This is a genomic window from Cupriavidus sp. GA3-3 (assembly GCF_000389805.1).
Lineage (GTDB): Bacteria > Pseudomonadota > Gammaproteobacteria > Burkholderiales > Burkholderiaceae > Cupriavidus > Cupriavidus necator_D.
In genome coordinates this window covers 37,191-62,476 of the sequence record NZ_KB944482.1, presented here as the reverse complement: position 1 = coordinate 62,476, position 25,286 = coordinate 37,191, and the positions used below count along the sequence as shown (strand labels likewise).

Below are 25,286 nucleotides of genomic sequence, written 5' to 3'. Positions count from 1 at the left end.
TCTGCCTTGCGCCGGCAAGCCAGATTTACACCTCATGACGCATAAGAACCACGGCGAGCTGTTCGCGGCAAAGGAAAAAATTCCGAGCAAGATCTAAGGCTTGCCTGATTGGTGGCATTAGGTGCCATACATATAGTTCAGCTGTCCCCGGGGCAACCGGCAACTGCAACACAGATCTGGCGGTTCAATGGCGGCACGGGGCGGGGCGGGATCCGTTGGATCCGAAAGCCATCTACCTATCAACTTATTTGAATCACCCATCATGACCCATACCAAGCTCCTCGCTGCTCTGATCGTCGCCGGTACCGCCATGGGCGCGCAGTTTGCACATGCCGCAAATGCCGACGGCCAGATCACCTTCAACGGCCAGATCACCGCCCAGACCTGCACGATCAACGGCAACGGCACGGGCAGCAAGAACTTTACCGTGACACTGCCGACCGTTTCGGCCTCCACCCTGGTCCAGGCTGGTGACACCGCTGGCCAGACGCCGTTCTATATCGCCCTGACCAACTGCACGCCGAACACAGGCAACGTGCATACCTACTTCGAGGCTGGCCCGACCACCGACACCACCACCGGTAACCTGATCGTGGACGCCGGCGGCGCCACCAACGTGCAGATCCGCCTGCTGAACGGCGGCACCGATAACAGCCCGATCAAGGCCGGCTTTGCCGACGCCGCGCAGAATTCCGGCGTAGTCGCCATCAACAGCGGCGCGGCCAAGCTGGAGTACTACGCACAGTACTACGCAACTGGCGCGGCAACGGCCGGTGCCGCCAACTCGACCGTGATGTACTCGATCGCTTACCAGTAAGCCCTGGTACCACAGGGCGCGGAGCGTGTTACCGGCGCGCTCCGCGCCTTCCGAACATTGAGTGTGTGCCGCTTCACCCGGTCAAGTCCGCTGCAACCATCATGAAAACGTCCATCAAGTCCCTGATTTCCGCCGGCGTGATTGCGCTGGGGCTCATGAGCGCGCTGCACGCGCAAGCTTCCGTGGTCATAGCGGGCACGCGGGTCATCTACAAGGCAAAAGACACCGAGACCACGATCAAGCTGACCAACGAAGGTCAGTCGCCGGCGTTGACGCAGGCGTGGATCGACAAGGGCGATGCGAAGGCTGCGCCGTCGTCCATCGACGTACCGTTCACCGTGACGCCGCCGGTGTCGCGCATCGACCCGAAAAAGGGCCAGACGCTGCGCATCATCTACACCGGCGAGCCACTGCCGCAGGACCGCGAATCCGTGTTCTGGCTCAATGTGCTGGAGATCCCGCCAAAGCCCACCGCCGAAGAAGCCGATGTCAACAAGCTGCAGCTGGCTTTCCGCTCGCGCATCAAGCTTTTCTTCCGCCCCGCGGGCCTGGAGGGCAACGCCGACGACGCCCCTGGCAGCATCAGCTGGCGCGTTACCCAGGCAGGCGGCAAGCCGGCGCTTGAGGCAAGCAACCCCAGCAAGTATCACGTTTCTTTCGCCAACCTCGAACTGGTTGGCGGCGGCAAGACCGCGAAGTTTGAAGAAGGCGGCATGGTCGGCCCGGGCGAAGCCAAAACGTTCCCGCTGACCGGCGATGTTGCGCAAGGCACCGAAGCCAGGGTTCGCTACAAGGCCATCAATGACTACGGCGGCGCCGTAAGCGGCGAAGCCGCACTGGGCAGCAGCGCCACCAAGGCCGCTTCGCGCTGACCACACGCCGGGCCGCGTCCGGCGTTCTTCCGAGCTGATTTCTCCGATTGACGATGCCGCAACCAGCGGCAGGGGCAAGTCTTGCCCGCGCAAGGCCAGATATCCGGCATAAACCCATGAAAACCCAGAAGACCTCTTCCTTCCCGTCCCGGCTGCGTCCGGCCAGTGCGGTGGTATTGTCCTTGTTCGCCGGCGTGGGGGCATGGGCCGCGCCCGGTGGTAACAGCGCGCCGACGCTGGTGGCGGAAGTGGAATTCAACGACACCTTCCTGCAGCAGCCCGGCGGTGCCCGCATCGACGCGAGCCGCTTCAACAAGGGCAACGTGGCCTTGCCGGGCAACTATCGCGCAGAGCTGTACGTCAACCAGGCCTGGTTGGGCCGTGCCGAAGTGACGATGCGCCAGGTGGGCGAAGACAGCCGCAACGTGCAGCCGTGCTTTGACCGTGCCGCGATCGAGCGCATGGGCGTGGACCTGGCCAGGTTGTCACCGGAGGCGTCGGCGCGGCTGGACACGGGGTGCGTGTCGCTGCCCGACCTGATCCCCGATGCCACGGCCAGCTTCGACAACGGCGAGCAGCGCCTGGACGCCTCGGTGCCGCAGATCGCCATGTCGCGCTCGGCGCGCGGCTATGTCGATCCCAAGTACTGGGACGAAGGCGTGACCGCGGCGCGCCTGCAGTACAACGCCAACGTCTATCACTCCGACTCCAGCGGGATATCGACCACGCAGAGCTACGTCGGGGTGAACGCCGGACTCAACTTCGGTGGCTGGCGCTTTCGCCATCTGGGCAACCTGACGCACGGCGACGTCGAGGGCACGCGCTACCAGAGCGTGCAGACCAACCTGCAGCGCTCGATTGCGCCGATCAGGAGCCAGCTGATCATCGGCGATGCCTTCACCGACGGCACCCTGTTCGACAGTTTCGGCTTCCGTGGCGTGCAGATTGCCAGCGACGACCGGATGTACCCGGAATCCCAGCGCGGCTATGCGCCGGTGGTCCATGGCATTGCCAACAGCAACGCCCGCGTGCAGGTCCGCCAGGGCGGCAACATCATCTACGAAACCACGGTTGCCCCCGGCGCATTCGAGATCAATGACCTGTATCCGACCGGCTACGGCGGCGATCTCGAGGTGGTGGTCACGGAAGCCGATGGCAGCGTCCATACCTCGCGCGTGCCCTACGCCGCAGCCGTCAATGCGCTGCGCCCGGGCGTCACGCGCTACAGCGTGACCGTCGGCCAGTATCGCAATACGTCGATCCAGAGCAGGCCGATGCTGATGCAGGCAACCGTTCAGCACGGCATCAGCAATATGGTGACCGGCTACGGCGGCGTCATCGCGGCACAGGACTACACGGCGGTGATGGGCGGCGGGGCGCTGAACACGGACTTCGGCGCCTTTGGCGCCGACGTGACCCAGGCCTGGACCAACCTGCAGAATGCACCCAACCGGAGCGGCCAGAGCATGCGGCTGTCGTACAGCAAGCTGGTGGCACCGACCAACACCAACCTGACGCTGGCCGCCTACCGCTATTCCAGCAGCGGCTACCTGAGCATGACCGATGCCATGGCGCTGCGCGACCTGGACCAGCGCGGCCTGGGCCCTGGCACGTTCCTCGGCGGCATCCAGCGCGGGCGCCTGCAGGTAACCATCAACCAGATGCTGCCGCAAGGCTATGGCTCGTTCTACCTGTCCGGCTCCACGCAGAACTACTGGAACCGCGGCGGTTCCGATACCCAGTTCCAGACGGGCTATAACAACAGCTACAAGCGCATCAACTATGGCGTCTCGGCGTCGCGCCAGTTCAACGTCGGCTCAGGCAAGTGGGACACCCGGGTGATGCTCAACGTGGGTATCCCGCTGGGCAAGGGCCAGCACGCGCCGTACTCGATGACCAGCCTGAGCCACGATTCCACCGGGGGCACGTCGCTGCAGGAAACAGTGACCGGCACCCTGGGCCAGGACAGCGCCTTCACCTACGGCGTGAACGCCGGCTACACCGGTGGCGGCGACACCAGGGATGCAGCCACTGTCGGCGCCAACGTCGGCTATGTGTCGCCGATGGCTACCATGACGGCCAGTGCCAGCAAGGGCCGCGACTTCTCGCAAGCAGGCCTGGGCATCAGCGGCGGCATCGTGGCCTATGCGGGGGGCGTGGCCTTCACGCCCACGGTGGGCGACACCATGGCCATCATCGAGGCCAAGGATGCCGCGGGTGCGCGCCTGGCCAACGGCAGCGGCCTGCGCGTGGACCCCTGGGGCCACGCCGTGGTGCCGACCCTGACGCCATTCGCCACCAACCAGATCGAGATCGACCCGAAGGGGCTGCCCATGAGCGTTGAGCTGAAGACGACGCAGCAGAACGTGGCGCCGACCGCAGGCGCGATTGTGAAGATGAAGTTCGAGACCGACAACCCTGGCCGTGCGGCGCTTCTGCGGGCCAACGGACCGGATGGCAAGCCGCTGCCGTTCGGGGCGGAGGTCTTCGATGCACAAGGCCAGAGCGTCGGCACTGTCGCTCAGGGCGGGCGCATCATTGCGCGCGGGCTGAAGACGGATGCAGGCCAGCTGAGCGTGAAGTGGGGTAGGGCCGTTGCGGAAGCATGCAAGCTGGATTATGTCCTGCCGAAGCTTGAAAAAGACGCGAATGCCTCGTATCAGACCGTGGAAGCGGTTTGCCGCTAAAGCTGGAGCGAATGGTGCCGCCCCCATTTTCTTAATGCATGCCAGCCACGGCATGCGCAGGACGTCAGGATGTTGAATTCTACAAGCCCATATCAAAGCCAGCGCGGTGGCGCCTTGCACAAGATATTGTCTGTCCTCACACGATCAGTGAGCAGAGGCCAGGCGACGGCCAGGCCATGGCACGGCATACTGAAGGCAGCTGCGCTGCTGTTTTGCCTGGCACTGCATGGACAGTCGTTCGGCGCGACCTTCTCCTGCACACCGAGTGCCGGTACACTGGACTTCACCGCGCCCACTGGTACATACGGCGTGCCGCGCGATACCCCGGTGGGCACGCATCAGAACAAGGAGTTTGCCGGGCCGGGCACTTATACGTCATCGCCGGGATTCAATATCGCGCTGAACAACTGCCCGGCCGGCATGACTTCGGTGAGCTATCGCATCGATGCCGTGACCCCGGCTCTCGATGCCGCCAACTCGGTGGTATCGCTCGATGCCTCCTCGACGGCATCCGGCATCGGCGTGCAGTTGCTCGATGATTCCGGCAATGTTTTCGGCTGGGGACCACCAAGGTCTTGAGCGACTATAGCCAGCACTGGTGGCAGCTACGTCATTCCACTGAAGGCACGCTACTACCAGACCGGAAGCACGGTGGCGGCCGGCGCCGCCAACTCGGGAATGACGTTCACCATGACCTACCAGTAGGGACGAGTCCCTCCGCGTAATGCCACTGAGCCCTGTGCGGCGCTGTATGCTGCCGCGCTGGGTTTCTTGTTTTGGCCGGCGATGGGATTGGTGAGGACATCTGTCGTGCTGCAATGTGATGCATAATCCCAGAGACAGTATTTCACCCACTTTGGGCGCTTGCCGATCCCCGCGCCGGGCGCTACGCGGCGTCAGGCAGGCTGCCGAGACGGAGCCCGCCAATGGTCAACTGGCTGTCGCGCGCGAACCGGCAGGTGCACAGCCGCCTGCTCACCGTTGTCGTTGGCCTGCTGATCCTCGTGATGAGCGGCTTCCTTGCCCTGTTTCTCCATAGCCTGTTCCAGCGCATCCTGTGGGAACAGGCGTCGGCCAACCGCTTGCATTTTGGCGCGGTGCTGGAAGTGAAGGCCATGCACGAGTATTTCATACGGCGCATGGCAGAAATCTCCGGGCCGGAGTATCGGCTGGTGCGCAGCGACCGGCTGGCTGGCCAGCTCGAAGCCATGCTGACGGGCGTGCCTCCAGGCAGTGCCCGTGCCGTCGAAGTGCCTGGACTGACCAATCCTGCCACCATGCTGATGGGCACGTCCGCGCCAGCGGCGCAGCGTCCCGCCACGGTTTCGCACATCGTTCGATTCGCCATCTTCGAGCGCGCGTACTGGGGTAAGGCGCCGCAGAGGATGCGCTCGGCTTTCCTGGCTGCCGACGGGAGCCAGGCATACGTGACACCAGCGCTTCCGGGTGCGCCGGGGTTGAACGGGCCGCTGCTCGCTGAGGTTGTCAGCAACTGGGCCAAAGCGCTGGCGAACCGGTCGCGCGAAGCGCAAGCCGAGACGCCGGTCGCCTCACCGCTGTGGACCGGGCCGTACCAGGGCACCATCGAGCGGGGCCCTATACTGAGCTGCTTCCTGCCAGTCCTTGACGCCAGCGGCAATCTCGTGGCGTATGGCGCGACTGCCATTCCCGTACGCGCGCTGATGGACGACGTCAGTATCCCGGATGCCACGCATACCGCGTCAGGCAGCCGGGCAATGTTCTTCGATGGGCAAGGGCGCCTGCTGTACCGGGGCAGCGACGCCGGCTGGCTGCGCCCGCAAGCGCTGGGTGAGCGGGTGGCGCGTGAGTTGGGCGGCGGCGGGCAAAGCGTAGCCTACTGGTTCGAGCAGGGTAGCCTGATGATTGGCCGCATGGAGCGCGACCATGGCTGGCGCGCGGCCTACGCCTATCCGCTGTCGCAGGCGCTGGCCGATCATGGCTCGGCGCTGGCGGCCGCGCTTCTGCTCTACGGGCTTGGTGTGCTTGCGGTGCTGACCGGTGCCGGCATACTGCAGCGCCGGATGTTGGTGCCGATGCAGGAAGACGCCGAACGGATCGAGGACAGCGAACGCTTCAACCGTACCGTGATGCAGGCCGCTCCGGTAGGCCTGCGGGTGGTGCGCACAGCCGATGCCCATGTACGGCTCGAGAACGCGCTGGCTGCGCAATGGCTGCCGCTCGACACGCGCACTGCGGGCCGCCCGTGGCTGGACCAGATGCTGGCGCGGCGGGGCGACCAGCCCGCGCGGCTGGAGCTGCAGGTGCCATCCGGCCATGGGGGTGCACGCGACGTGCTGGTAGTCGGCCGCCACACCCGCTTCGAGGGTGAAGACGTGCTGCTGTGTGCCATCCACGATGTCACCGGCGAACGCGAAGCGCACCGCGCTCTCGCGCGCGCGCGTCGGCTGGCGGATGAGGCAAGCGCCGCCAAATCGCAGTTCCTGGCCGCCATGAGTCACGAAATCCGCACGCCGCTGTACGGGATGCTGGGCACGCTGGAGCTGCTGTCCCTGACACAGATGGCGCACAGCCAGCGCGAGATGCTGTCGACCATCCAGTCCTCGTCGCAGGTCCTGCTGCAGATACTGGATGACCTGCTGGACTACTCCCGCGCGGAAGCCGGCCAGATCGAACTGGACGCCGTGCCGTTCGATCCGGTCGACCTGCTGGAATCGACGGTTCGCGCGCAGGCGCCGATCGCGCTGCAAAAAGGCATCGCGCTGCCGTGCTATCCACAGCCCGGCCTGCCTTGCCTGATCGGGGATCCGGTGCGGGTGCGCCAGATTATCGGCAATCTGCTCGACAACGCGCTGAAATTCACGGCACAGGGCCATGTCATTGTGCGCCTGCAGCGCGCGCCGCAGAGTGAAGCGCCCGATGCGGACGGCAGGATCGGCATCCAGCTTGAGGTGGCGGATACCGGGCCAGGCATTGCGCCCGAGGTCCAGGCGCGGCTGTTTGAGCCTTTCGTGCAGGCAGATGCTTCCACTGCAAGGCGGTTTGGCGGGTCGGGCCTGGGCTTGTCGATCTGCAGACGCCTGGCCGCCCTGATGGACGGCAGCATTTCCGTGCAGAGCGAACCGGGCAAGGGCAGCGTCTTCCGGGTATTGCTGAGGTTGCCGGAAGCCGGGCCGCGCGAACAGGTGGAGCCGGTGCTGCCGCCGGTGGCCGTGCTGTCGGAAAATGATGAAATCCGCAACAATGCCATCGACAATCTGCGCGCCATGGGCTGCAGGGCGATCGCTTGCCGCGGGCCGGCGCCGGAACCAGGGATGGTGCTGTTGGTCGCCACCCGCCACGTCGAGGCCATTCCCGATGGCTATGCCGGCGTGGTCTTTGCGCGCGCCGACGGCCCGGCGGAACCACAGCAGATCGCTGGCAGCTGGCTGGTCAGTGCCTATCATCAGGCGGGCATCCTGCGGGCTTTTTGCAAGGCGGCCGGCATGACGCCGGTCAGTGCGCCACCGCTGGCTGCGCCTGTCGACCCCACGCCGCAGTTGGGGCTGGAGATACTGGTGGTCGACGACCATCCCTACAACCGGCTGCTGATGCAGCAGCAGCTTGAGCGCCTTGGCTGCCGGCCGACGCTTGCTGCCAGTGGCGAAGAAGGGCTTGCGGTGTTGCGCCAGCACAGGTTTGACCTGATGCTGACGGATATCCATATGCCCGGCATGGACGGCTACGAACTGAGCCGCACGCTGCGTGCGCAGGGGGCGACGCTGCCCATCGTCGGGCTCACCGCGAGCATCGCGCAGGGTGAGGCCGAGCGCTGCCTCGAAGCCGGCATGAATCGCTACCTGTCCAAGCCCATCCTGCTGGGCGACCTGGCCGAGTGTCTGCGCGCCGTGCTGCCGGCACAGGCATCCGGCCTGGCACAAAGGGCCGCGGGCGCGGCGGGCGCCGCCCATGTGGAGGATAACGTTGCCAGCTTGGCGTTGCTGGAGCGCACCATGCGCGAGGATTTCAGGCAACTGTCCGCGGCCGCAGCCAGCGGGGAAATGAAGGCGATCCGCCACCATGCCCATCGTATGAGGGGCGCCATGGCGCATGCCGAAGATGGCGAGGAGATTGTCGAACTGTGCCGGGAACTGGAGCTGGGTGCGGCCCAGGCGCTGGCGGTCGTGCAAGCCCATGTCGACAACCTGGCGTTGTATCTTGCAGCATACTTTGACGACCCTGAAAGCGATAAGGGCAGCCAGGATGCGGCACGACGCAATTGGCCGGATACTATTTAAGGAATTCCTTAATTCAGTCTTCTCGGAAGACTCCTAATATTCAGAGCAGCGAAGATGACCGGCATTGAATGCCGGCAGTTCGGCGGCGCACCGCTACGCGGCCGCAGAACCGATAAAAAACAGGGGGATCGTAAATGATCAAGGTAATCATTGCAGATGACCACCCCGTCGTCCTTGACGGGATGAGCCGGGTGCTGGCGAACGAAGTGGGCGTGCAGATCGTGGGGAGTGCCGCCAATTCGACCCAGTTGGTGGAGTTGCTTGAAAGCACGGATTGCGACGTTATCGTGACCGACTACTCCATGCCGGGCGGCCAGTTTGGCGACGGCCTGCCAATGCTGCAGATGCTGCGCCGCCGTTATCCCACCACCCGGATCGTGGTGATGACCATGCTGGATAATCCGGCGCTGATTCGCAATATCCAGAAGGTCGGCATTTCCGTGATCCTGAACAAGACCGATCCGGTCCAGGAGTTGGTGCCGGCGGTGCGTGCCGCGTTCAGTGGGCTGAGCTACCAGCCCGCATCGGTGCGTGCGATCCTGGCTTCGGGCGGCCTCGACGAGCCGTCACAGCGGCCGGTCCTGACGCGCCGCGAACTGGAAGTGATACGGCAGTGTGCGGCCGGTGTCCCGGTCATCGAGATTGCGCGCCAGGCCAACCGCAGCAGCAAGACCATCAGCGCGCAGAAGAGCATCGCCATGAAGAAGCTGGGCCTGACCAACGACTACGAACTCTACGAATACGCCAGGACAAACGGCCTGCTGGGCGGCCCCTGATCCTGGCATCATCCCCTTCCTTGCGGCCGGTCCCCGGGCCGCGTTGCATTTCCCCTCCCTCCGCTGAATAGCATCCCTGGCTGCGCCGATGCCGGCCGGCTCCTCCCGTGCGGCGGCGCGTGCGCTATTCCTCTCCTCGGAAATATCCCCGCTTTTTTCAGGCTTGGCTGATTTCGAAAGCCAGGCGCATGGTTCATCCTGAATGCAGGAACGACAACGCTGGAGCCTAAGGCGGCCATGGAAAAAATCCGGGTGATCATCGCGGACTCGCAACCTGTCATGCGGCGCCTGCTGGGCCGGCGGCTCGCGGCCAGCGCCTGCATCGAGCTGGCTGGCGTGGCGGGCGACGAACCGAGCCTGGTGCAAGCGCTGCAGCAAGGCTCGTGTGATGTCGTGACACTGCGTTACCCGCTGTGGGACACCAAAGACCGCGAGCCTTCCGGCTATGCGCGCATTGGCACGCGGCTCGCCGAGCTGGGCGGGCAGCGCGTGGTCGCGATCGCCAACGTCGTCGACCGTGCCGCCGTGCTGCAGTTGCTCAAGGACGGCTGCCGCAATGTCGTGACAGCCAAGGACGGTGTCGACGAGATCATGAAAGCGGTCTGGATGGCATACCTGGGGCTGGCTTCCGTATCGGAAACCGCTTGCACGCTGATCTGGGGCAGGCCCTGCAGCGGTCCGCCGGACGGCGATTGGGCGGAGCTGCTGACCAGGCGTGAAAGCGAAGTGCTGCGCCTCTACCTGTCGGGCATGTCCGTGACCGGGATCGCCATGCGCACCGGCCGGACCGTCAAGACGATCAGTACGCAAAAGCAGAGCCTCATGCGCAAGATCGGCGCCGAGAACGACGTGGAGCTTGCCGCCATTGCCATCCGGCGCGGCATGTTGTGAGGCCCGGTACGTCGCTTGCCAAGTGCACTACGACCCATGCACTGTCCGGACGCTCCGGACAGTCTCGATGTCAAAACGAGGTATTCAATGAAACGGCTGATGTCGATCGACAGCAGCTCCGCGTTGCCGTTGAGCATTCGCCAGATCCGTTATCTGGTCTACCTGTTCTCCGCCTGCGTGCTTGGGCTGACCGTGTTGTCGTGGGGGGTGCTGCTGCGCTACCGCCTGCACGAGGCGGTCGAGCGTCAGGAGATGGTGCTGCAGTCGCAGTCCGAGCAATTGCAGGCAAAGCTGCACGGGGCCGAGGCGCTGACCGTGCGCGCGCTGGGATCGCTGACGCGGCTTTCCGATATCGGCCTGGCCGATGAACTCGCCGCCGTCAGCGATGAGCAATGGACCGACCGCCTGCGGCGCCGGGGCGACCGGCAGTACATCCCGCTGCTGGTCCCGCCCGCCAGCGCCAGGGCGCCGGGCGCCAGGCTGAAGAGCCTGGCCGACGTGATGACATTCACCTTCCGCGTGAACAACCTGCAGTACCGCGACGTGCAGAACGCCTACCTGGTCGACCTGCAGGCCGACCAGCTCTATGTCATCCCGCGCCGGCTGGACCCGGCACGCGCGCTCATGCAGCGCGATGACGTGCGCCAGACCTTCCTGCGTGACACGCTCGCGCGCCTGCGCAATGACGCGCTGGTCGCACGCCTGCGCGCCCATCCGGGCCAGGCGGTGGTGCTGCCGCCGGCGCTGGACTGGGTCAGCGGCATGCGCACCGTCACTTTCGCCACGCTGGTGCAAGTCGGTGGCGAACCGGCCGCGGTGCTGGCCATGGAGTTCCCGCTGTCGCCGATGCTGCCGGACGGACAGACCATTGACGGCGATTTCGTGCTGGTGACCGATGCCGGCATGGCACTGAGTGCGGATGGCATGCCGGCCGGCACCCTCGGCCAGTCGGTCACGGCATCGCTGGCCGCGCCCGGTACGCGCCCGGGTAGGGTGAGTTCGGCGCTGGTACGGCAAGGGCTGCTGGACTATGTCGTCGTGCTGGAATACCAGTTTGACGCGTGGGGCTGGCGCACGGTCGGCGTGATCGCACTGGGCCAGGTATGGCACCAGTTCCGGCAGAACGCCTTATGGATGCTGGGGCTGACCGGCTCGCTGTCGATGCTGATCCTGGCGTGGATCTGGCTGATCGACCGCCGCATCATGCGCCCTGCGCAGCGTCAGTCCTTGCGCCTGCAGGAAAGCGATGCGCTCGGGCGCTTCGTGATCGAAGTGGCCGGCGTGGGCCTGATGATCGTCGAGCGCAGCACCCGGCAGGTGCTGCTGGCAAATGCCGCGGCCCACTCGATTACCGACCAGGCCACGCCCGCCGGCCTGGCGCAGTTGCAGGATGCCTGTGACGCGCGGCTGACGAGCGAGGGCACCACAACCGAAGGCATGCCGCGGGTGCAGCCTTGTTTCGATGTCGATCTGGTCGGCCGCAACGGCCAGACCCGGTACCTGGAAGTGCGCCAGGTGGAGATTACCTATGAAGGGCGGGCGGCCGTGCTCCGCGCGCTGAACGACGTGACCGACGCGCGCCGCAGCGAGGCGCGCCTGCGCGAGGCGATCCGCGCCGCGGATGCCGCCAACCACGCCAAGTCCTCGTTCCTGGCCACCATGAGCCATGAAATCCGCACACCGCTCAACGGTATGCTGGGCAGCATCGAGTTGCTTGGCCTGACCCGGCTCGATTCGCGCCAGCGCGACCAGCTGGCGGTCATGCAGCACGCGTCGCAGTCGCTGATCTACATCATCAATGACGTGCTCGACTTCAGCAAGATCGAGGCAGGGCAAATGTCATTGCAGTTGCGGCCCTGCCGCGTCGAGGAGATCGTCGAGGACGTGACCCGGCGCTTTGCCGCGGAAGCGGCGCGCAAGCAGCTGCGCCTGCTGTGCGTCAATGATCCTTCGCTGGTTGAGCCGGTGATGGCTGACGTGGTCAAGCTCGAACAGATCCTGAACAACCTGGTCAGCAATGCGGTGAAATTTACCGAGCAAGGCAAGGTGATCGTCACGGCCATGCGCAAGCCGGGCGGCGGCGTGGAAATCCGCGTCATCGACACCGGCATCGGCATCGCCGCGCGAGACCAGCGCCGGCTGTTCGAGCCCTTCGTCCAGGCCGAGCAGCCGGACACGCGCCACTACGGCGGCACAGGCCTCGGGCTGTCGATCTGCCGCCGGCTGGTCGGGCTGATGTCTGGCGAGATACGGCTGGTCAGCGAGCCCGGCCTGGGCAGTTGCTTTACCGTCAGCCTGCCGCTGGCCAGCGCTGGCGCCGAGGCGCCGGCCGATGCCTGGCCGCGGACCGCGTTGCGGGGACTGACGGTCGGCCTCAATGTCACCTTGCGCGAGCTCTACCAGGGCGTGGAGCAGTTGCTGCAGTTCTATGGCGCACGGGCGGTCAAGTATGACCCCGCCGCGCCGCCGGCCACGCCGGTCGATGTCCTGGTGTGCGATGAGCAGGCCATGCCTCGCTGCAACGACGCCGATGTGGTGGTGTCGGCCATGGCGCCGGCAGTGCCGGACCTGACGCAGACCCCGGTGGTGGCATCGCCCTATGCCTGGCGCGGCTTGCTGGCGGCGATCGCGGCAGCGGCAGGCGTGGAGGTGACGGCAACGCAGGCGCCCGTGCCGGCGCGCGACGATACGCCTGCCGTGCAGCTGGCGCTGCTGCTGGTGGAAGACCATCCGATCAACCAGGTGGTGATGCGGGAACAGCTTGAAAACCTGGGGCAGAAGGTCGATCTGGCCGGTGACGGGCCCGAGGCCCTGTTGATGGCATCGGGCCGGCATTACGACCTGGTCCTGACCGATCTGCAGATGCCTGGCATGGATGGCTTCACGCTGGCGCGGTGCCTGCGCGATGCCGGCCTCGCCACGCCGATCGTTGCCGTCACCGCCAGCGTGGGGCCCGATGTCGCCGAGCGATGCCAGCAGGCCGGCATCGACCGATGCCTGACCAAGCCGGTGGGGCTGGGCACGCTGCGCAAGCTGCTGGAAGATCTGTCCGGCACCCATATGGCGACGCGGGCAGCGCCGGGCGCGCATGCAGGCGGCGACACACTGCTGCATGCCGACGCGCTGCGGCGGGACCAGCGCGCACTGGCCGAGGCGCTGCTGGCGGGCGACGCCGAAGCGTTTGCCCAACGTTTGCACGGCTTGGCCGGGGCGCTGTCGGTAATGGGCCATGCGCTGCAGAGCCAGGCGTGCCGCTGGCTGGAGCAGGCGGTCCGGCGCTCGGGGCTGGTTGCCATCGGTCCGGACTGGCAGGCCTTCCATGCCGAACTGGAACTGCTGGCAGACGGGCTGGAGTCGCAAGGCGGCACGCAGGGTGCCAACTACACGGCCGATTTAAGGCATGCCTGATGGAGCGGTCACGCGCCGGGCGCGATACTGCATTTGTGGAGCGTCTTCCCGATCGCTCCGCATTCTCCCGGGTGCGTCCCGTCGCGAGAATTTTCCCTGCCGCCTGCTTCCCCAGCAGGCGTTTTTTTGCGTGTTTCACAAATTCGTGAAATGAAAGCGCTTCGCCGAGCCCGGATGCGCGGATGTGCTCGACGACGCGACCGCCCGCAATCTGGAGCCAGCCCCGCTTAGCCTACCTGCGGACCTCCCAGCAGATGTTGGATCTTGCCCCTCTGAGCTTGCTTTCAATATCAGTCGCCCAATAGCACGAGGAGATGCCCAGCTCAGTGCCTTCGAACCTGCCGATGATGAAGATGTTTCCCGAGGCGCCGCTGAGGAAGACCTTCTCGCCATTGCTCTGGATGATGACCCGATTCAGCACCCTGCTGGTTTCAATGGCAACGTCCCGATAGGGCCTAAGTGCCTGTTGCAGGGCAAAATCGGCAAGCTGAGGTTCGTCATTGAATGCCTGATGGATGAGAAAGCGGCGCAAGTGGTCGCCAGCCAGAGGGTTCAGGCCATCAAACAGGCTTTGAACCAGTGGTTTCGGGTTGACGGCGAGGCGGTTGTAATCTGCCAGGGTCAGCTGTATGCGCAGGAAATCCCACCAGAACATGGTTTCGGCAACGCCGACTTCGAGCAGCAACGGTTGCCGGCAGACATGCTTCAACGCATGGGCGCGCAGGTTGGCATCGGGATTGCCATGGTCGCCCGGCCCCCAGCGCGTATATCCCATGAATCCGCTCAACGGAGGATGGGCGCGCAGCATCCTGGCCAGCGCAACAATGGTTCTGGACGTGATGCCGGCAGCGTTGCCCCCGTTTTGCATTACGGCTTTCATCACGCGCAGCGCATCATCGCCCATTCCTTCCTTGTTGGCGGTGTAAAAGATTTCCTCGATATCCGACAGTGCGCTTCGGGCATTGCGAGTCCGATAGAAGCGATCGAGATAGATCCTGTCTTGCTGTGCCACGCGAGCGCATGCCTCGCCAAGCGCTTTCCATCGCGACAGGGAGTTGATCTCCGGGAGGGCGCTTGCCGTGATGTTGAATGCGGCATTTATGCGCTTGATTGCATCGACCTTGATGGTAGCGAACTGGCTGGGCCGCAGGTAATCCAGGAAGGAGACCAGCCACTGGTACTTTCTGTCACAGCAGGCTCGCAGTTCGTCGGCAGCATCGTACGCGGCATCCAGGATCGGGCGCCCATATCCCGTCAGCCGGGTGACCTGTCCATGTTGAATGTTGGCGATGGAGTATGCCTGGACCAGATGGGAGGCTGCTGTCATTAGCGGCATGGACAATGGAAGGGGCATGGGATTCTCTCCGGGTCGGTCAATGCGTGCCAGCAGGCGGCCAAGCCCGATGTTACTTATCGCAGGAATGGTCGGAAATCCCTGAAATCGGGTAGGCCGGCGGCATGGGCGCGGCGTCAAATTTGGTCGCGCCATGACGCGCTGGCCGAACCGTGTCTATAATGCTTGACAACGCAACGATTGATCGGGCAATAAAAGTGACCCCACAGCCAGAAAAGTCCGAGGCCAACGGCCAGGTGCTGCCGTTTCGCGAGTCCCTGCTGGCCATGCTGGGCGTGGCCTTTGTGGTGATGCTGGTGGCGCTGGACCAGACTGTGGTCGGCACGGCGCTACCGACCGTGGTGGCGGAGCTGCAAGGCTTCGAGTACTACGCCTGGGTAGCCACGGCCTACCTGCTGACATCGGTGATCACCGTGCCGGTGTTCGGGCGGCTGGGGGACTATTACGGGCGCAAGCCGTTCGTGCTGGCATCGATCGTGGTCTTCTCGGTGGCCTCGGCGCTGTGCGGCATGGCGCCGAGCATGCCGTTCCTGGTGCTGGCGCGCGCGCTGCAGGGGATTGGCGGGGGCATGCTGGTCGGCACTGCCTTTGCCTGCATTGCCGACCTGTTTCCGGATACGCATGTGCGGCTGCGCTGGCAGGTGATGATGAGCGCGGCTTTCGGCATTGCCAATGCGGTGGGGCCGTCGCTGGGCGGGCTGCTGACGGAGTGGTACGGCTGGCGCGCGGTGTTCTATGTCAACCTGCCGATCGGCGTGCTGGGGCTGTGGTTTGCGTGGCGCTACCTGCCGCACCTGCGCCAGCAGGCTCATAGCGGGCCGATCCGCGTGGACTGGCTCGGCGCCTTGCTGATCGCAGCCGGGCTGGGGTGCGTGCAGCTGAGCGTTGAACTGCTGCCGGCGCGCGGGTTCGATGCCTATACGGGGGGCTTGCTGGTGCTGGCGCCGTTGTTCCGGCTGGCGGTGTTCACGGGCTTCACCATGTTCGCGCTGCTGCTCTATGCGCCGCTGCTGTTCCAGGGCGGCTTTGGCTATTCGCCGAAGGAGGCGGGCATCCTGATCACGCCGCTGGTGGTCTGCATCACCGCGGGCAGCATACTTAACGGCCGCATCGTCACGCGCATCCACCGCCCGAATACCATGCTCTATGCCGGCTTTGGCATGCTGGCGGTGTCCTGCCTTGGCCTGTCGCAGGCCACGCGCAGCATGCCGCACGGCGTCTTGCTGACGATCATGCTGATCGGGGGGTTCGGGCTAGGCTTCATCATGCCGAACCTGACGGTGTTTGCGCAGCAGACGGCAGGGCGCGAGCACCTGGGCATTGCCACGGCCATGCTGCAATCGCTGCGCATGGTGGGCGGCATGGTGGGCACCGCCATCGTGGGCACGCTGGTCACGCGCAGCTATACCGGTGGTGTGGAACATGCGCTTTCCGCCGCCAACGCCGGACAATGGACGGCGCGCATGGCGGATCCGCAGGTGCTGATCGACAAGGCCTCGCAAGTCGCGTTGCTCGGCCAGCTGGAGCAGGCCGGGCACAATGGCGCCCTGCTGCTGGAACAGGCGCGCGTATCGCTGGTCAGCGCCATCCACCTCGGCCTGGTGGTGGCTGCGGTGGCTGCCGCGCTGGGTGTGTGGTGCGCCCGCCGGGTACCGTCGATCAAGCTGACCCGGGCGCCGGCGCCCGCCATGGCAGCCGACTGAAGAACGTAACCTGAGGAAAACGGATGGAACTGGAGCGACAAAGCGTGGCCGTACTGCAGCAGTTCGGCCGCACCTACCGCGCCTACGCGGCCGCGTTCGAACAGCGCCTGGGGCTGCCGCTGCCCCGCTGGCGCATCCTGCATGCGCTGCATCACCAGGAGGGCGCGATCGGCCAGAAGGCGCTGGCTGACCTGGTCGGCATGGACCCCGGCGCGCTGACGCGCCAGCTCAAGGCCATGCAGGAACTTGGCTGGGTGGAGCGCAGCACCTCGGAACGCGACAACCGCGTGACCCACGTCACGCTGTCACGGACCGGCCAGCAGGTGGTGGCGCACGCCATGCCGCTGCGCTCAGCCTTTCTGGAGGATGTGCTTGCCGAGGTGTCGCCGTCGACCATGCGCGAGCTGTCGCGCGGACTGGCGCGGCTGGAGGCCGGCATTGCATACGCGCAGGCCCATGCGGCACAGGCAGCCGACGCCGCCTGATACGGCCGCGCCCGTGCCGCTGGCGCTCAGGCAGTCAGCAGCATGCCGTTCAGCGCCGCGAATTCAAACAGTTCCCGGTCGTTGGTGACGCCGAGCTTCTGCATGGCGCAGTTCTTCTGCCGGCTGATGGTCTTGACGCTGCGGCAGAGCAGGACGGCGATCTCACTCACGGACCGTCCGGTCAGGTACAGCCGCAATACTTCCATTTCACGCCGGGACAGGCGCTCCGCGCCGGCCTGGCCGGGTGTGGCCGGGTTGCCGGGATCGGCCTGCGACAGTACTTCAAGCGCGGATTTGCCGATGTAGTGGAAGCCCCGCTGGATACGGCAAACCACAGTCACCAGTTCTGACAGGGGCGAGTCCTTGAGCAGCAGGCCGTGCACCTGGGTGTCCAGGATGGAGCGCAGCACCAGCGGATTGGTGATCATGGTCAGCACGATCACGGCCAGCGACGGATGCCGCCGCCGCAGGCTGGCAAGCAGGCGCAGGCCGTCGCTGTTGCCTTCGCCGTGCGCGGGCATGTGGTAGTCGGTGATCACGACATCGGGACGCAGGCTTTCCACGCTGTTCAGCAAGGCCGTCGCGCTGGTCACGCAGCCGCACACCTCCCACCCGGTCTGGGTATGCAGGCGGTCCGCGACGGCTGCGCTGACCAGGGGGTGGTCGTCGGCAAGCAGGATCCTCAATGTCATCTGGTTGCTCCTCGATTCTTGTTCGTGGCAGCGCCGGCATCAAGAAAACGCCGCACGTCAGCGAGACGTGCGGCGCAAAAACGACGCCAAACAATACGACGCCAGACAACTGCGTGCATTGCCCCGGGACCGGGCCAAACGGGAGACGGCCGGACCGCGGCAATGCCATTGCAGGATATCGGCCGCGCGGTCTGGCGAAACTAGGAGGATTCGCAAAGCGCCGCCGTGGCGCAGCGGCCTGCACCGGTCAAATTGGCGCGAGTGTAGCGCAGGGTCAGCGCTCGGAAAAATGTCTCAAGACTGTAATAAGAACGCCGCCGCTTCTGCGCAGCCAAAGAAAAAGGCGCTGGCGCCATGGGGCTGCCAGCGCCTTGCGGGCGCCGCCGCTGCGGGGCGTTGCGTCACGCCAGTGCGGATTGCGCGTGGGCTGCGGCGCGGCCGTTGCGGCGGCTGTCGATGGCCTTGAGAGGGGCGCGCAGCACGGCGCTGCCGACATCCATGATGTCGCGCAGCACGCCCTTGTCGCCGCTGCGCTCCGGTGCCCAGAAATGCAGTGCGGCCCATTCCGGGAAGCTGCTCGGCGGTGCCAGCAGGCGCGTCTTGCGCTCGCGCGTGACCAGCGGCACGTTGAAGTCCAGCACCGGGCAGATGCCCCCGGCCGAATGCAGCAGCGTGATCTGGGTATGCCATGATGGGACCACGGTCTCGCGATGCCCCGGAGTGCTGGCCTGGCGGCTCAGGAAGGCCCGCAGCGGGCTGCCGGCCTCGCAGTCTTCCTGCAGCAGGATCCAGTCGCTTTCGCCTTCGTCATGGCTGCCGCCGCGCGTGGCGCTGACCAGTCGGCGCGGCGTGGCCATGATGTTGTGCTGGCGCACGCGTTCGGGATCGTGGCCGCTGTCGACGATGAAGGCGCAGTCCAGTTCGCCGCTGCCGAGATGGCCGGCAAGGGTGGCGTCGGCGATCACCGGGCGCGTGATAAAGCTGTCGCGCGGAAACTGCTCGCACAGTGCGGTCAGGATCTCGGTGATGACCGGGTCGCCGATCGACGATGAAAAGCCGATCGAAACGCGTCTGCCGTCGTCACGGCGCTTGCTCAGGCCAGGCTCGCCGGGGCGCACCAGCTGGTTCCATTTGGCCAGGATCTGCCGCGCCGTCTGCTCCAGGCGCAGCGCATGCGGTGTGGGTTCGAGCATCCCGTTGCGCTTGACGAACAGCGGATCGCCGGTGATTTCGCGCAAGCGCGCGAGGCTGTAGGCCACCGTCGGCACGCGTCCCTGCGTGCAGGCCGCAACGGCGCTGAGGTCCCGGTATTCCATGACCAGGACAAAGACATGCAACAACTTCGTGCTGACGTGACGCATTCCGACTTCTCCCGATCCATGACTTTGTTTTCTCTATTTTCTTGTTGGTCCGACACCTACAGCACTGCGTCGAAACAAAGGGCGCAAGCGCGGCCTGGTGTCAGGGCAATGATCCGGTCCCTGACAGTGACAGGCGCAAGCGGCATGCACGGCGCGCGCTGCGGGCATGTCCGGATGAAAGACAGGTGGGCGAAAGCCCGGGCAGGATGCTGCGAAAACGCATGGCACGACTCCTGAATGTCCGACTTGCGTCGACAAATGGCGCAGTGACGATTCGATCCTTCAGGCCCGGTACTGTTGGCAGCGTGAACGCGCACCACGTCTGGGTGGTGCGGGCTGCCTGGCCGCTCTTCTGCCGGCGCCGCCAGGGCGCCGCGCGAAGGCGTGCGAAATTTAGTTGTGCCGAGGAATCTTAATACATGCTCAGCAAAAGTCATAGAAACTTGAATTGATGGCAGTCTTCTAATTTTGTTTAGTACCTCTTTGTCTGTACATCAATACATGGCTTGAAATCGGGGCCACCGGGCGATTCATCCACGATCACTGCCGTGCAGAAGGTCGTCATGCCCATGTGTTATCGCGGCCGGCATCTTCGTTTCCGCGATGCGCAGCGCGAATGATCTAACTGGACTCCAAATTGGCTTAACGAAATTTGGCAATGCGCGCCAGCGCCGGCGGCAGCTTGTGCAGAGATAATTTTCTTAACTCGCGCAGCGAAGACACTGAATTGCTTTTTGGCGCGGCCGTGGGCTAACGTAGGGCCAGAGTCGGCACGGTTGGCGGCGCGGCTGGCGCCGCTTGTGGCCCGCCGTTGTGATGCGGAGAGATTCGTGAACAGACGGTATTCGGAAGAGCAGATCCGCGGCTACCTGGCCGAGGCGGCCAGCGGCGTGCCGGTGCGTGAGCTGTGCGCGCGCTATGGTTTCAGCGATGCTTCGTTCTACGGATGGCGGGCCCGTTACGGCCAGCCCAGCCAGGGTGATGCACGTGACGGCCGCAAGCTGCGCGAGCTGCAGGAAGAGAATGCCCGGCTGAAGAGTATGCTTGCGGATGCGCTGCTCAAGCTTGAGCTGATGCGCAACCGTACCGGCCGCCGCAATGGCACTGGCAAGGATCGCTAGCGGCGGACGGTTCTTGCAACTTGCAATGCGCCGCGGTGTCGCTTCCACGTGCCGCGGAGGGTTCTGGAGTATTGGTTTGACGAAGTTTCTGATCAAGGCGGGCGTGCTGGCATGCGCCGCCATGGTGGTTGTCCCGGCGTGGGCAGCCAGTGCTGCATCGGCGGCTGCGGCCGCCGGCACTCCGATGGTGGCCCCGCCGCCGCCACGGATGCTGGACGAAGCCACGGCCGTGGTGGAAGGATCTGATGGCAAGGTGTCTGCGTCGCAGCGGCAGCACTGCCAGTCATTGCTGGACCAGGTCAACGCGCTGCCCGGCGGGCCGCAGTGGTCCACTGGCAAGTCGTCGGTAACCACTGCCGACGGGCGCACATATCCGACACTGGAACGCCAGGCAGACCGCAAGCGCCTGGAAGAGGCGTATCGCCAGGAATGCACGCAGCAGCGCCGCTGAGGCGCCCCCCGGCAGCGGGCCGTCACCTGCGTATTTGTGGAGAGCCGACATGCACCGTTTCAAACACCTCTTCGCATGGTGCCTGGCACTGATGCTGATGGCGCCGCTCGGGCCAGCGATGGCGCAGTCCAAGCTGAGCAATGCCCAGCTTGACCAGCTGACCGCGCCGATTGCCCTGTATCCCGATGCGCTGTTGTCGCAGGTGCTGATGGCTGCCACCTATCCGGCCGACGTCGCAGCTGCGGCGCAATGGTCCAAGGCCAATCCCAGCCTGTCTGGCGATGCCGCGACCAAGGCGGTCGCCAGCCAGGCCTGGGACCCCAGCGTGCAGTCGCTGGCCGCGTTCCCCTCCGTGCTCGACATGATGGGCCGCCAGCCGCAGTGGGTGCAGTCGGTCGGCGACGCTTTCCTGGCCCAGCCCAATGACGTGATGGATTCGGTGCAGCGGCTGCGGGTGCAGGCGCAGAAAGCCGGCACGCTGAAGACGACCGAGCAGCAGAAGGTCGTGACGCAGACCACCGGCGGCACCACGATCGTGCAGATCGAGCCGGCCAATCCGCAAGTGGTCTACGTGCCGACCTACAACCCGACCACGGTTTACGGTACCTGGGCGTATCCCGCGTATCCGCCGGCCTATTACCCGCCGCCGCCCGGCTCCGTGTTTGCCACGGCACTGGTAACGGGCATCGGCTTCGGGCTTGGCGTGGCGGCGGTCGATGCGATGTGGGGCGGGTTCAACTGGAATAGCCACGACGTCAACATCAATGTGAACCGCTACAACAACATCAACGTCAACCAGCGCCTGGACGTCAACCGTGCCAACGTGAACTGGCAGCACAACCCCGCCAACCGCGGCAACGTGCCCTACAACAATGCGGCGGTGCGCGGTCGCTATGACCAGCAGCGCCAGTCCGGCCTCGCCAGCCGCCAGCAGGCTGCGCAACCCGGCCAGCGCGTGGGGGCCGCCGGCGGCGGGGTGCAGCGCCAGCCTTCCGAGCGCGACCAGGCGCGTGAGCGCGCCGCGCAGTCGTTCGAGGGCCGTACCGGGCAATCCATACCGGGCCATGCGGGCGGGGTGGCAGACCGCTCGCGCCCGGGTGCCGCCGGCGGTGGCGTGCAGAATCCGCGGCCGGCCGGCGCCGACCGCCAGCGCGCAGACCAGGCCCAGGCCCGCGACCGTGCGCGCAATGCCAACCGGGACAGCGCGCTGCGCGATGCCGGCAACGGCGACCGCGTGCGCCAGCAGACCCAGCGCGCGGCGACGCCGCAGCGGGAAGCGCCGCATGCGCGCCCGGCCGGGCTCCACCAGGGCGGCGGGCACCAGGGCGGTGGTCTGGGCGGCGGCGGTGGAGGCCGGCTCGGCGGCGGCGAACATTTCGGCCATGGTCGGAGGTAAGTCATGATGCACATGACCGCTAATCCCTTCTCTGCCGCAGCCCGAGCGCGCGCGCTGCGCACGCTGGCGGCGGCCGCGGCCCTGTCCCTGGCCCTGCCGGCGATGGCCCAGCAGGTCTTCCCCAGCCCTGACGCTGCCGCCGAGGCGCTGGGTGATGCCATCGCGCGCAGCGACAGCGATGCATTGCAGCGCGTGCTGGGCAAGCAATACCAGTCGCTGGTGCCGGAGGGCTCCATCAACCGCGACGACGTGTACGAATTCCTTGGCGCCTGGGCGCGCCACCATGCCGTGCAGCCCGATGGCGAGCGCCGCGCGCTGATCGCGGTCGGGCAGAGCGGATGGACCTTCCCCGTGCCGCTGGCAAAGCAGAAGGACGGTTGGCAGTTCGACCTGCGTGCCGGCCAGCAGGAAGTGCGCCGCCGCCGGCTCGGGCGCAATGAACTGGTGACGATGGAAACGCTGCTGCAGCTGGCCGATGCCCAGCAGCGCTACGCGGAGCAGGTGGGGCTGGGGCGCTACGCGACCCAGTTGATCAGCGCGCCGGGCAAGACCAACGGCCTGTACTGGCCCGCGGCCAGCGAGCAGGACGCCAGCCCGATCGGCCCCGATGCGCTTGCCATGGGCCCGGATACGCCCGCCGCAGATGCTTTCTACGGCTACCATTACCGGATCCTGCCGCCGGCCAAGGGCAGCGATGCCAAGTACGGCCTGATTGCCTGGCCGGCCCGCTATGGCGATACCGGCGTGCATAGCTTCATGCTCGGCAGCGACCGCGTCTTCTATGAGCGCGACCTCGGGCCCGGCACCGCATCGCGCGCCAAGGCCATCCGCAGTTTTTCGCCTGCCGGCTGGCAGCGCGTGGCGGACCGCTGAGCCCTTGGCCCCTGCGCCCCGGCCAGCCGTCTAGGCCAGCCGGGGTTCGCCGAACTCCCCGCCGTAGGCTTCTGATCTGGCCGCCGCCTGGCGCGGGGCCGGATCCAGGTCGGCATAGACCGCGGCCAGCCCGTCGCGGTCGATGATGCGCAGGTGCCGCTGGCGCACCGAGATCAGCCCGACCGAGGCAAAGCGCGACAGCAGCCGCGACACCGTTTCCAGGGTTAGCCCAAGCAGGCTGGCGATGTCCGTGCGCGACATCGCCAGCGTCAGCGCGCCGTCGCGGTTGCCGTCGCGGCGCGCCTGCTCGCCGGCGAGGTCGAGCAGCAGCATCGCCAGGCGCTGTGGCGCCCTCATCGACCCCACCGCCACCAGCAGCACGCGTTCGCGCTCGGCGTTGCGGCGCATCGCTTCCAGCACCGTTTCACGGAATGGGGCGGCCTGCATGAGGGTGCGCAGGGATTCGACCGAGACCGCACAAACCATTGCATCCTGCAGCGCGATTGCACCAGTCCCATAGACCGGACCTTCGTGCGGCTCAAGCCCCAGCACGTCGCCGGGCAGCGAAAAACCCGTTACCTGCCGCCAGCCCAGCGGCGATTCATAGACCTGCTTGGCGCTGCCATGGCGCAGCGGGTAGACCGTCAGCGCAGGGCGGCCCTGGCGAAACACATGCTCGCCGGTGCGCACCTCTACCAGCTCCGGCTGCAGCGCCATCGGCGCGTGCGGCAGGGGGGCTTGTGGCCCGGCATTGTGGCAAACGTGGCGAAAGAGGCAGAGCAGGCAGGCTGGGGCGCCGCTGTCCGGCATGGTGTCATTGTCCTCCGGTGACGATGGCCAAGTATAAAACGCCGGCAACGCAAGCCATCTCGCTGCGATCTGCATTCTTTCGTATGGCTGGTTTAAAAATTTCGCATTACGGGGGCGAGGCTCGTTGCGTTTGTGCCATAAGCGCGGGAGCACGCCGGCGGGCGTAATGCGGATTGTGATATGCTGCAATGCAACAATAAAGGCATAGGAGGAGATCGCGTCACACGATCAGGAGTCCTCATGACCAAAAGCTTTGCCGCTGACTGGCACGCGCAGATCCGGCGACTGAGCCGTGCGCAAGCCCGCACGGAAGCCCAGGTGAAGTCCTGGCTGGACCGCGTGGATTCGCTTAATCCGCTCACGCCGGCTCGGCCTGACCGCCCGCCGGGCAAGGTCCGGCCCGCCCGGCCAGCACCCGCGCCGGGTTCCCTGCCCGGTACCTGGCAGGCGCACAGGCTGCGCCTGGCGCCGCTGCCGGGCGAACTGGTGCCGCAACTCTCGTATCACCTCTACATACCGTCCAAGGCCCATCGCGGCCCGTTGCCGGTGGTGGTGGTGCTGCATGGCTGTCGCCAGACGCCGGATGACCTGTCGGCCGGCACCCGCATGAATGCGCTGGCCGAGCGCGAGGGATTTATCGTGGCCTACCCGCAACAGCCCTTGCGGCGCCAGGTGCAGCGCTGCTGGCAGTGGTTCGACCTGGGCGCCGCTGAGGGCGGACGCGAGGCGCAGGCGGTGGCCGCGCTGATCGATGCGCTGGCTGCGCGCCACGACGTGCGCGAGCGCGAGATCTACCTGGCCGGCATGTCCGCCGGCGCGGCCATGGCCGCGGTGGTGGCGTTGCGCTACCCGGGCAAGGTGGCGGCCGCGGCGCTGCATTCCGGCGTGGTCATCGGCGCCGCCGACAACCCGCGCGCCGGCCTGCGGGCCATGCAGCAAGGCTCGGCGGCCGATCCGTCATGGCTGCTGGATGCCGCCGGCGTGACGCCGGGCGGTCCCGAGATGCCCGCGCTGGTGATCCACGGCCTGGCCGACGACGCGGTCCATCCGGTCAATGGCCGTCTGCTGGCGCGGCAGTTCCTGGCTTACAACGGCCTGGAAGACCGGCTCGCCGGTGCGCCCGCGCAGTCCGGCCCGGAGGACGAAGCGCCGGGCCGGTCTCATGAATACCGCTTCGGCCGCTGGCGCCGCGACCTGGTCACGCTGGTGGAAGTGGAGGGCTTGGGCCACGCCTGGAGCGGCGGCGATGCCAGCTATGGCTACCACAGCGATATCGGCCCGGATGCCAGCACGATGATGTGGCAGTTCTTCAGCCAGCACCGCCGTTGAAGTC

At 65.9% G+C, this 25,286-nt stretch carries 19 protein-coding genes; 15 read left to right on the top strand and 4 right to left on the bottom strand.

What is annotated here, in order from left to right; translation table 11 throughout:
• Positions 1-262: 262 nt before the first annotated feature.
• The 8 genes from C265_RS18285 (at position 263) to C265_RS18250 (ending at position 13,707) form a co-directional block, all read left to right on the top strand.
• A complete protein-coding gene (locus tag C265_RS18285; RefSeq protein ID WP_010811044.1) occupies positions 263-817 on the top strand; it encodes a fimbrial protein in 555 nt (184 codons plus the stop codon).
• A gap of 101 nt (positions 818-918) precedes the next feature.
• Positions 919-1,689: a fimbrial chaperone gene (locus C265_RS18280; protein WP_010811045.1), complete on the top strand. Its 771-nt coding sequence runs from the start codon at positions 919-921 to the stop codon at positions 1,687-1,689.
• A 116-nt stretch (positions 1,690-1,805) separates the two neighbouring features.
• Positions 1,806-4,376 (top strand): fimbria/pilus outer membrane usher protein, encoded by a 2,571-nt coding sequence (locus C265_RS18275; RefSeq protein WP_010811046.1) that lies wholly within the window; start codon positions 1,806-1,808, stop codon positions 4,374-4,376.
• 69 nt (positions 4,377-4,445) lie between these two features.
• Entirely contained in the window at positions 4,446-4,955 is a 510-nt protein-coding gene (locus C265_RS31030) for a fimbrial protein (RefSeq protein WP_144062258.1), read from the top strand.
• 347 nt (positions 4,956-5,302) lie between these two features.
• On the top strand, positions 5,303-8,632 hold the full coding sequence (locus C265_RS18265; protein WP_010811048.1) for a hybrid sensor histidine kinase/response regulator: 3,330 nt from the start codon (positions 5,303-5,305) through the stop codon (positions 8,630-8,632).
• Between the two features lie 134 nt (positions 8,633-8,766).
• Positions 8,767-9,408 (top strand): response regulator transcription factor, encoded by a 642-nt coding sequence (locus C265_RS18260; RefSeq protein ID WP_010811049.1) that lies wholly within the window; start codon positions 8,767-8,769, stop codon positions 9,406-9,408.
• A gap of 279 nt (positions 9,409-9,687) precedes the next feature.
• The gene (locus tag C265_RS18255) at positions 9,688-10,299 is read left to right on the top strand and encodes a response regulator transcription factor (protein ID WP_246840226.1); all 612 of its coding nucleotides are present in this window, start codon (positions 9,688-9,690) and stop codon (positions 10,297-10,299) included.
• A gap of 87 nt (positions 10,300-10,386) precedes the next feature.
• A complete protein-coding gene (locus tag C265_RS18250; RefSeq protein ID WP_037024664.1) occupies positions 10,387-13,707 on the top strand; it encodes a hybrid sensor histidine kinase/response regulator in 3,321 nt (1,106 codons plus the stop codon).
• 232 nt (positions 13,708-13,939) lie between these two features.
• On the opposite strand, the gene C265_RS18245 is transcribed toward C265_RS18250, so the two are convergent.
• Entirely contained in the window at positions 13,940-15,061 is a 1,122-nt protein-coding gene (locus tag C265_RS18245) for a hypothetical protein (protein ID WP_010811052.1), read from the bottom strand.
• 266 nt (positions 15,062-15,327) lie between these two features.
• Between C265_RS18245 and C265_RS18240 the strand changes: the two genes are divergently transcribed.
• Positions 15,328-16,764 carry an MDR family MFS transporter gene (locus C265_RS18240; protein ID WP_371258366.1) on the top strand — a complete coding sequence of 479 codons (1,437 nt, stop codon included), beginning with the start codon at positions 15,328-15,330 and terminating at the stop codon, positions 16,762-16,764.
• Between the two features lie 23 nt (positions 16,765-16,787).
• Positions 16,788-17,249 (top strand): MarR family winged helix-turn-helix transcriptional regulator, encoded by a 462-nt coding sequence (locus tag C265_RS18235; protein WP_010811054.1) that lies wholly within the window; start codon positions 16,788-16,790, stop codon positions 17,247-17,249.
• A gap of 26 nt (positions 17,250-17,275) precedes the next feature.
• Here the strand turns inward: C265_RS18235 and C265_RS18230 are convergent, their stop codons facing one another.
• Entirely contained in the window at positions 17,276-17,941 is a 666-nt protein-coding gene (locus C265_RS18230; RefSeq protein ID WP_010811055.1) for a response regulator, read from the bottom strand.
• Between the two features lie 401 nt (positions 17,942-18,342).
• On the bottom strand, positions 18,343-19,302 hold the full coding sequence (locus tag C265_RS18225; protein WP_010811056.1) for a LysR family transcriptional regulator: 960 nt from the start codon (positions 19,300-19,302) through the stop codon (positions 18,343-18,345).
• A gap of 830 nt (positions 19,303-20,132) precedes the next feature.
• Between C265_RS18225 and C265_RS32560 the strand changes: the two genes are divergently transcribed.
• From C265_RS32560 to C265_RS18205, 4 genes are all read left to right on the top strand, one after another.
• On the top strand, positions 20,133-20,423 hold the full coding sequence (locus C265_RS32560; protein ID WP_010811057.1) for a transposase: 291 nt from the start codon (positions 20,133-20,135) through the stop codon (positions 20,421-20,423).
• Positions 20,424-20,499: 76 nt separating this feature from the next.
• A complete protein-coding gene (locus C265_RS18215; protein ID WP_010811058.1) occupies positions 20,500-20,874 on the top strand; it encodes a hypothetical protein in 375 nt (124 codons plus the stop codon).
• 49 nt (positions 20,875-20,923) lie between these two features.
• The gene (locus tag C265_RS18210; RefSeq protein WP_010811059.1) at positions 20,924-22,270 is read left to right on the top strand and encodes a DUF3300 domain-containing protein; all 1,347 of its coding nucleotides are present in this window, start codon (positions 20,924-20,926) and stop codon (positions 22,268-22,270) included.
• 3 nt (positions 22,271-22,273) lie between these two features.
• Positions 22,274-23,143: a DUF2950 domain-containing protein gene (locus C265_RS18205; protein WP_010811060.1), complete on the top strand. Its 870-nt coding sequence runs from the start codon at positions 22,274-22,276 to the stop codon at positions 23,141-23,143.
• Between the two features lie 30 nt (positions 23,144-23,173).
• On the opposite strand, the gene C265_RS18200 is transcribed toward C265_RS18205, so the two are convergent.
• Positions 23,174-23,953, bottom strand: coding sequence for a Crp/Fnr family transcriptional regulator (locus C265_RS18200; RefSeq protein WP_011617627.1), 780 nt, complete (start codon positions 23,951-23,953; stop codon positions 23,174-23,176).
• 240 nt (positions 23,954-24,193) lie between these two features.
• Here C265_RS18200 and C265_RS18195 point away from each other — a divergent pair, with 240 nt between their 5' ends.
• Positions 24,194-25,282 carry a PHB depolymerase family esterase gene (locus tag C265_RS18195; protein ID WP_010811062.1) on the top strand — a complete coding sequence of 363 codons (1,089 nt, stop codon included), beginning with the start codon at positions 24,194-24,196 and terminating at the stop codon, positions 25,280-25,282.
• Positions 25,283-25,286: the final 4 nt, after the last annotated feature.

Excerpts from the sequence above, each read along its gene's own strand:
- C265_RS18210 (WP_010811059.1), top strand. The coding sequence starts at position 20,924 with ATGCACCGTTTCAAACACCTCTTCGCATGGTGCCTGGCACTGATGCTG.
- C265_RS18260 (WP_010811049.1), top strand. The coding sequence starts at position 8,767 with ATGATCAAGGTAATCATTGCAGATGACCACCCCGTCGTCCTTGACGGG.
- C265_RS18225 (WP_010811056.1), bottom strand. The coding sequence starts at position 19,302 with ATGCGTCACGTCAGCACGAAGTTGTTGCATGTCTTTGTCCTGGTCATG.
- C265_RS31030 (WP_144062258.1), top strand. The coding sequence starts at position 4,446 with ATGTTGAATTCTACAAGCCCATATCAAAGCCAGCGCGGTGGCGCCTTG.
- C265_RS18245 (WP_010811052.1), bottom strand. The coding sequence starts at position 15,061 with ATGCCCCTTCCATTGTCCATGCCGCTAATGACAGCAGCCTCCCATCTG.
- C265_RS18275 (WP_010811046.1), top strand. The coding sequence starts at position 1,806 with ATGAAAACCCAGAAGACCTCTTCCTTCCCGTCCCGGCTGCGTCCGGCC.
- C265_RS18280 (WP_010811045.1), top strand. The coding sequence starts at position 919 with ATGAAAACGTCCATCAAGTCCCTGATTTCCGCCGGCGTGATTGCGCTG.
- C265_RS18250 (WP_037024664.1), top strand. The coding sequence starts at position 10,387 with ATGAAACGGCTGATGTCGATCGACAGCAGCTCCGCGTTGCCGTTGAGC.
- C265_RS18200 (WP_011617627.1), bottom strand. The coding sequence starts at position 23,953 with ATGCCGGACAGCGGCGCCCCAGCCTGCCTGCTCTGCCTCTTTCGCCAC.
- C265_RS18240 (WP_371258366.1), top strand. The coding sequence starts at position 15,328 with ATGCTGGGCGTGGCCTTTGTGGTGATGCTGGTGGCGCTGGACCAGACT.
- C265_RS18235 (WP_010811054.1), top strand. The coding sequence starts at position 16,788 with ATGGAACTGGAGCGACAAAGCGTGGCCGTACTGCAGCAGTTCGGCCGC.
- C265_RS18255 (WP_246840226.1), top strand. The coding sequence starts at position 9,688 with ATGCGGCGCCTGCTGGGCCGGCGGCTCGCGGCCAGCGCCTGCATCGAG.
- C265_RS18265 (WP_010811048.1), top strand. The coding sequence starts at position 5,303 with ATGGTCAACTGGCTGTCGCGCGCGAACCGGCAGGTGCACAGCCGCCTG.
- C265_RS18195 (WP_010811062.1), top strand. The coding sequence starts at position 24,194 with ATGACCAAAAGCTTTGCCGCTGACTGGCACGCGCAGATCCGGCGACTG.
- C265_RS18230 (WP_010811055.1), bottom strand. The coding sequence starts at position 17,941 with ATGACATTGAGGATCCTGCTTGCCGACGACCACCCCCTGGTCAGCGCA.
- C265_RS18285 (WP_010811044.1), top strand. The coding sequence starts at position 263 with ATGACCCATACCAAGCTCCTCGCTGCTCTGATCGTCGCCGGTACCGCC.
- C265_RS18205 (WP_010811060.1), top strand. The coding sequence starts at position 22,274 with ATGATGCACATGACCGCTAATCCCTTCTCTGCCGCAGCCCGAGCGCGC.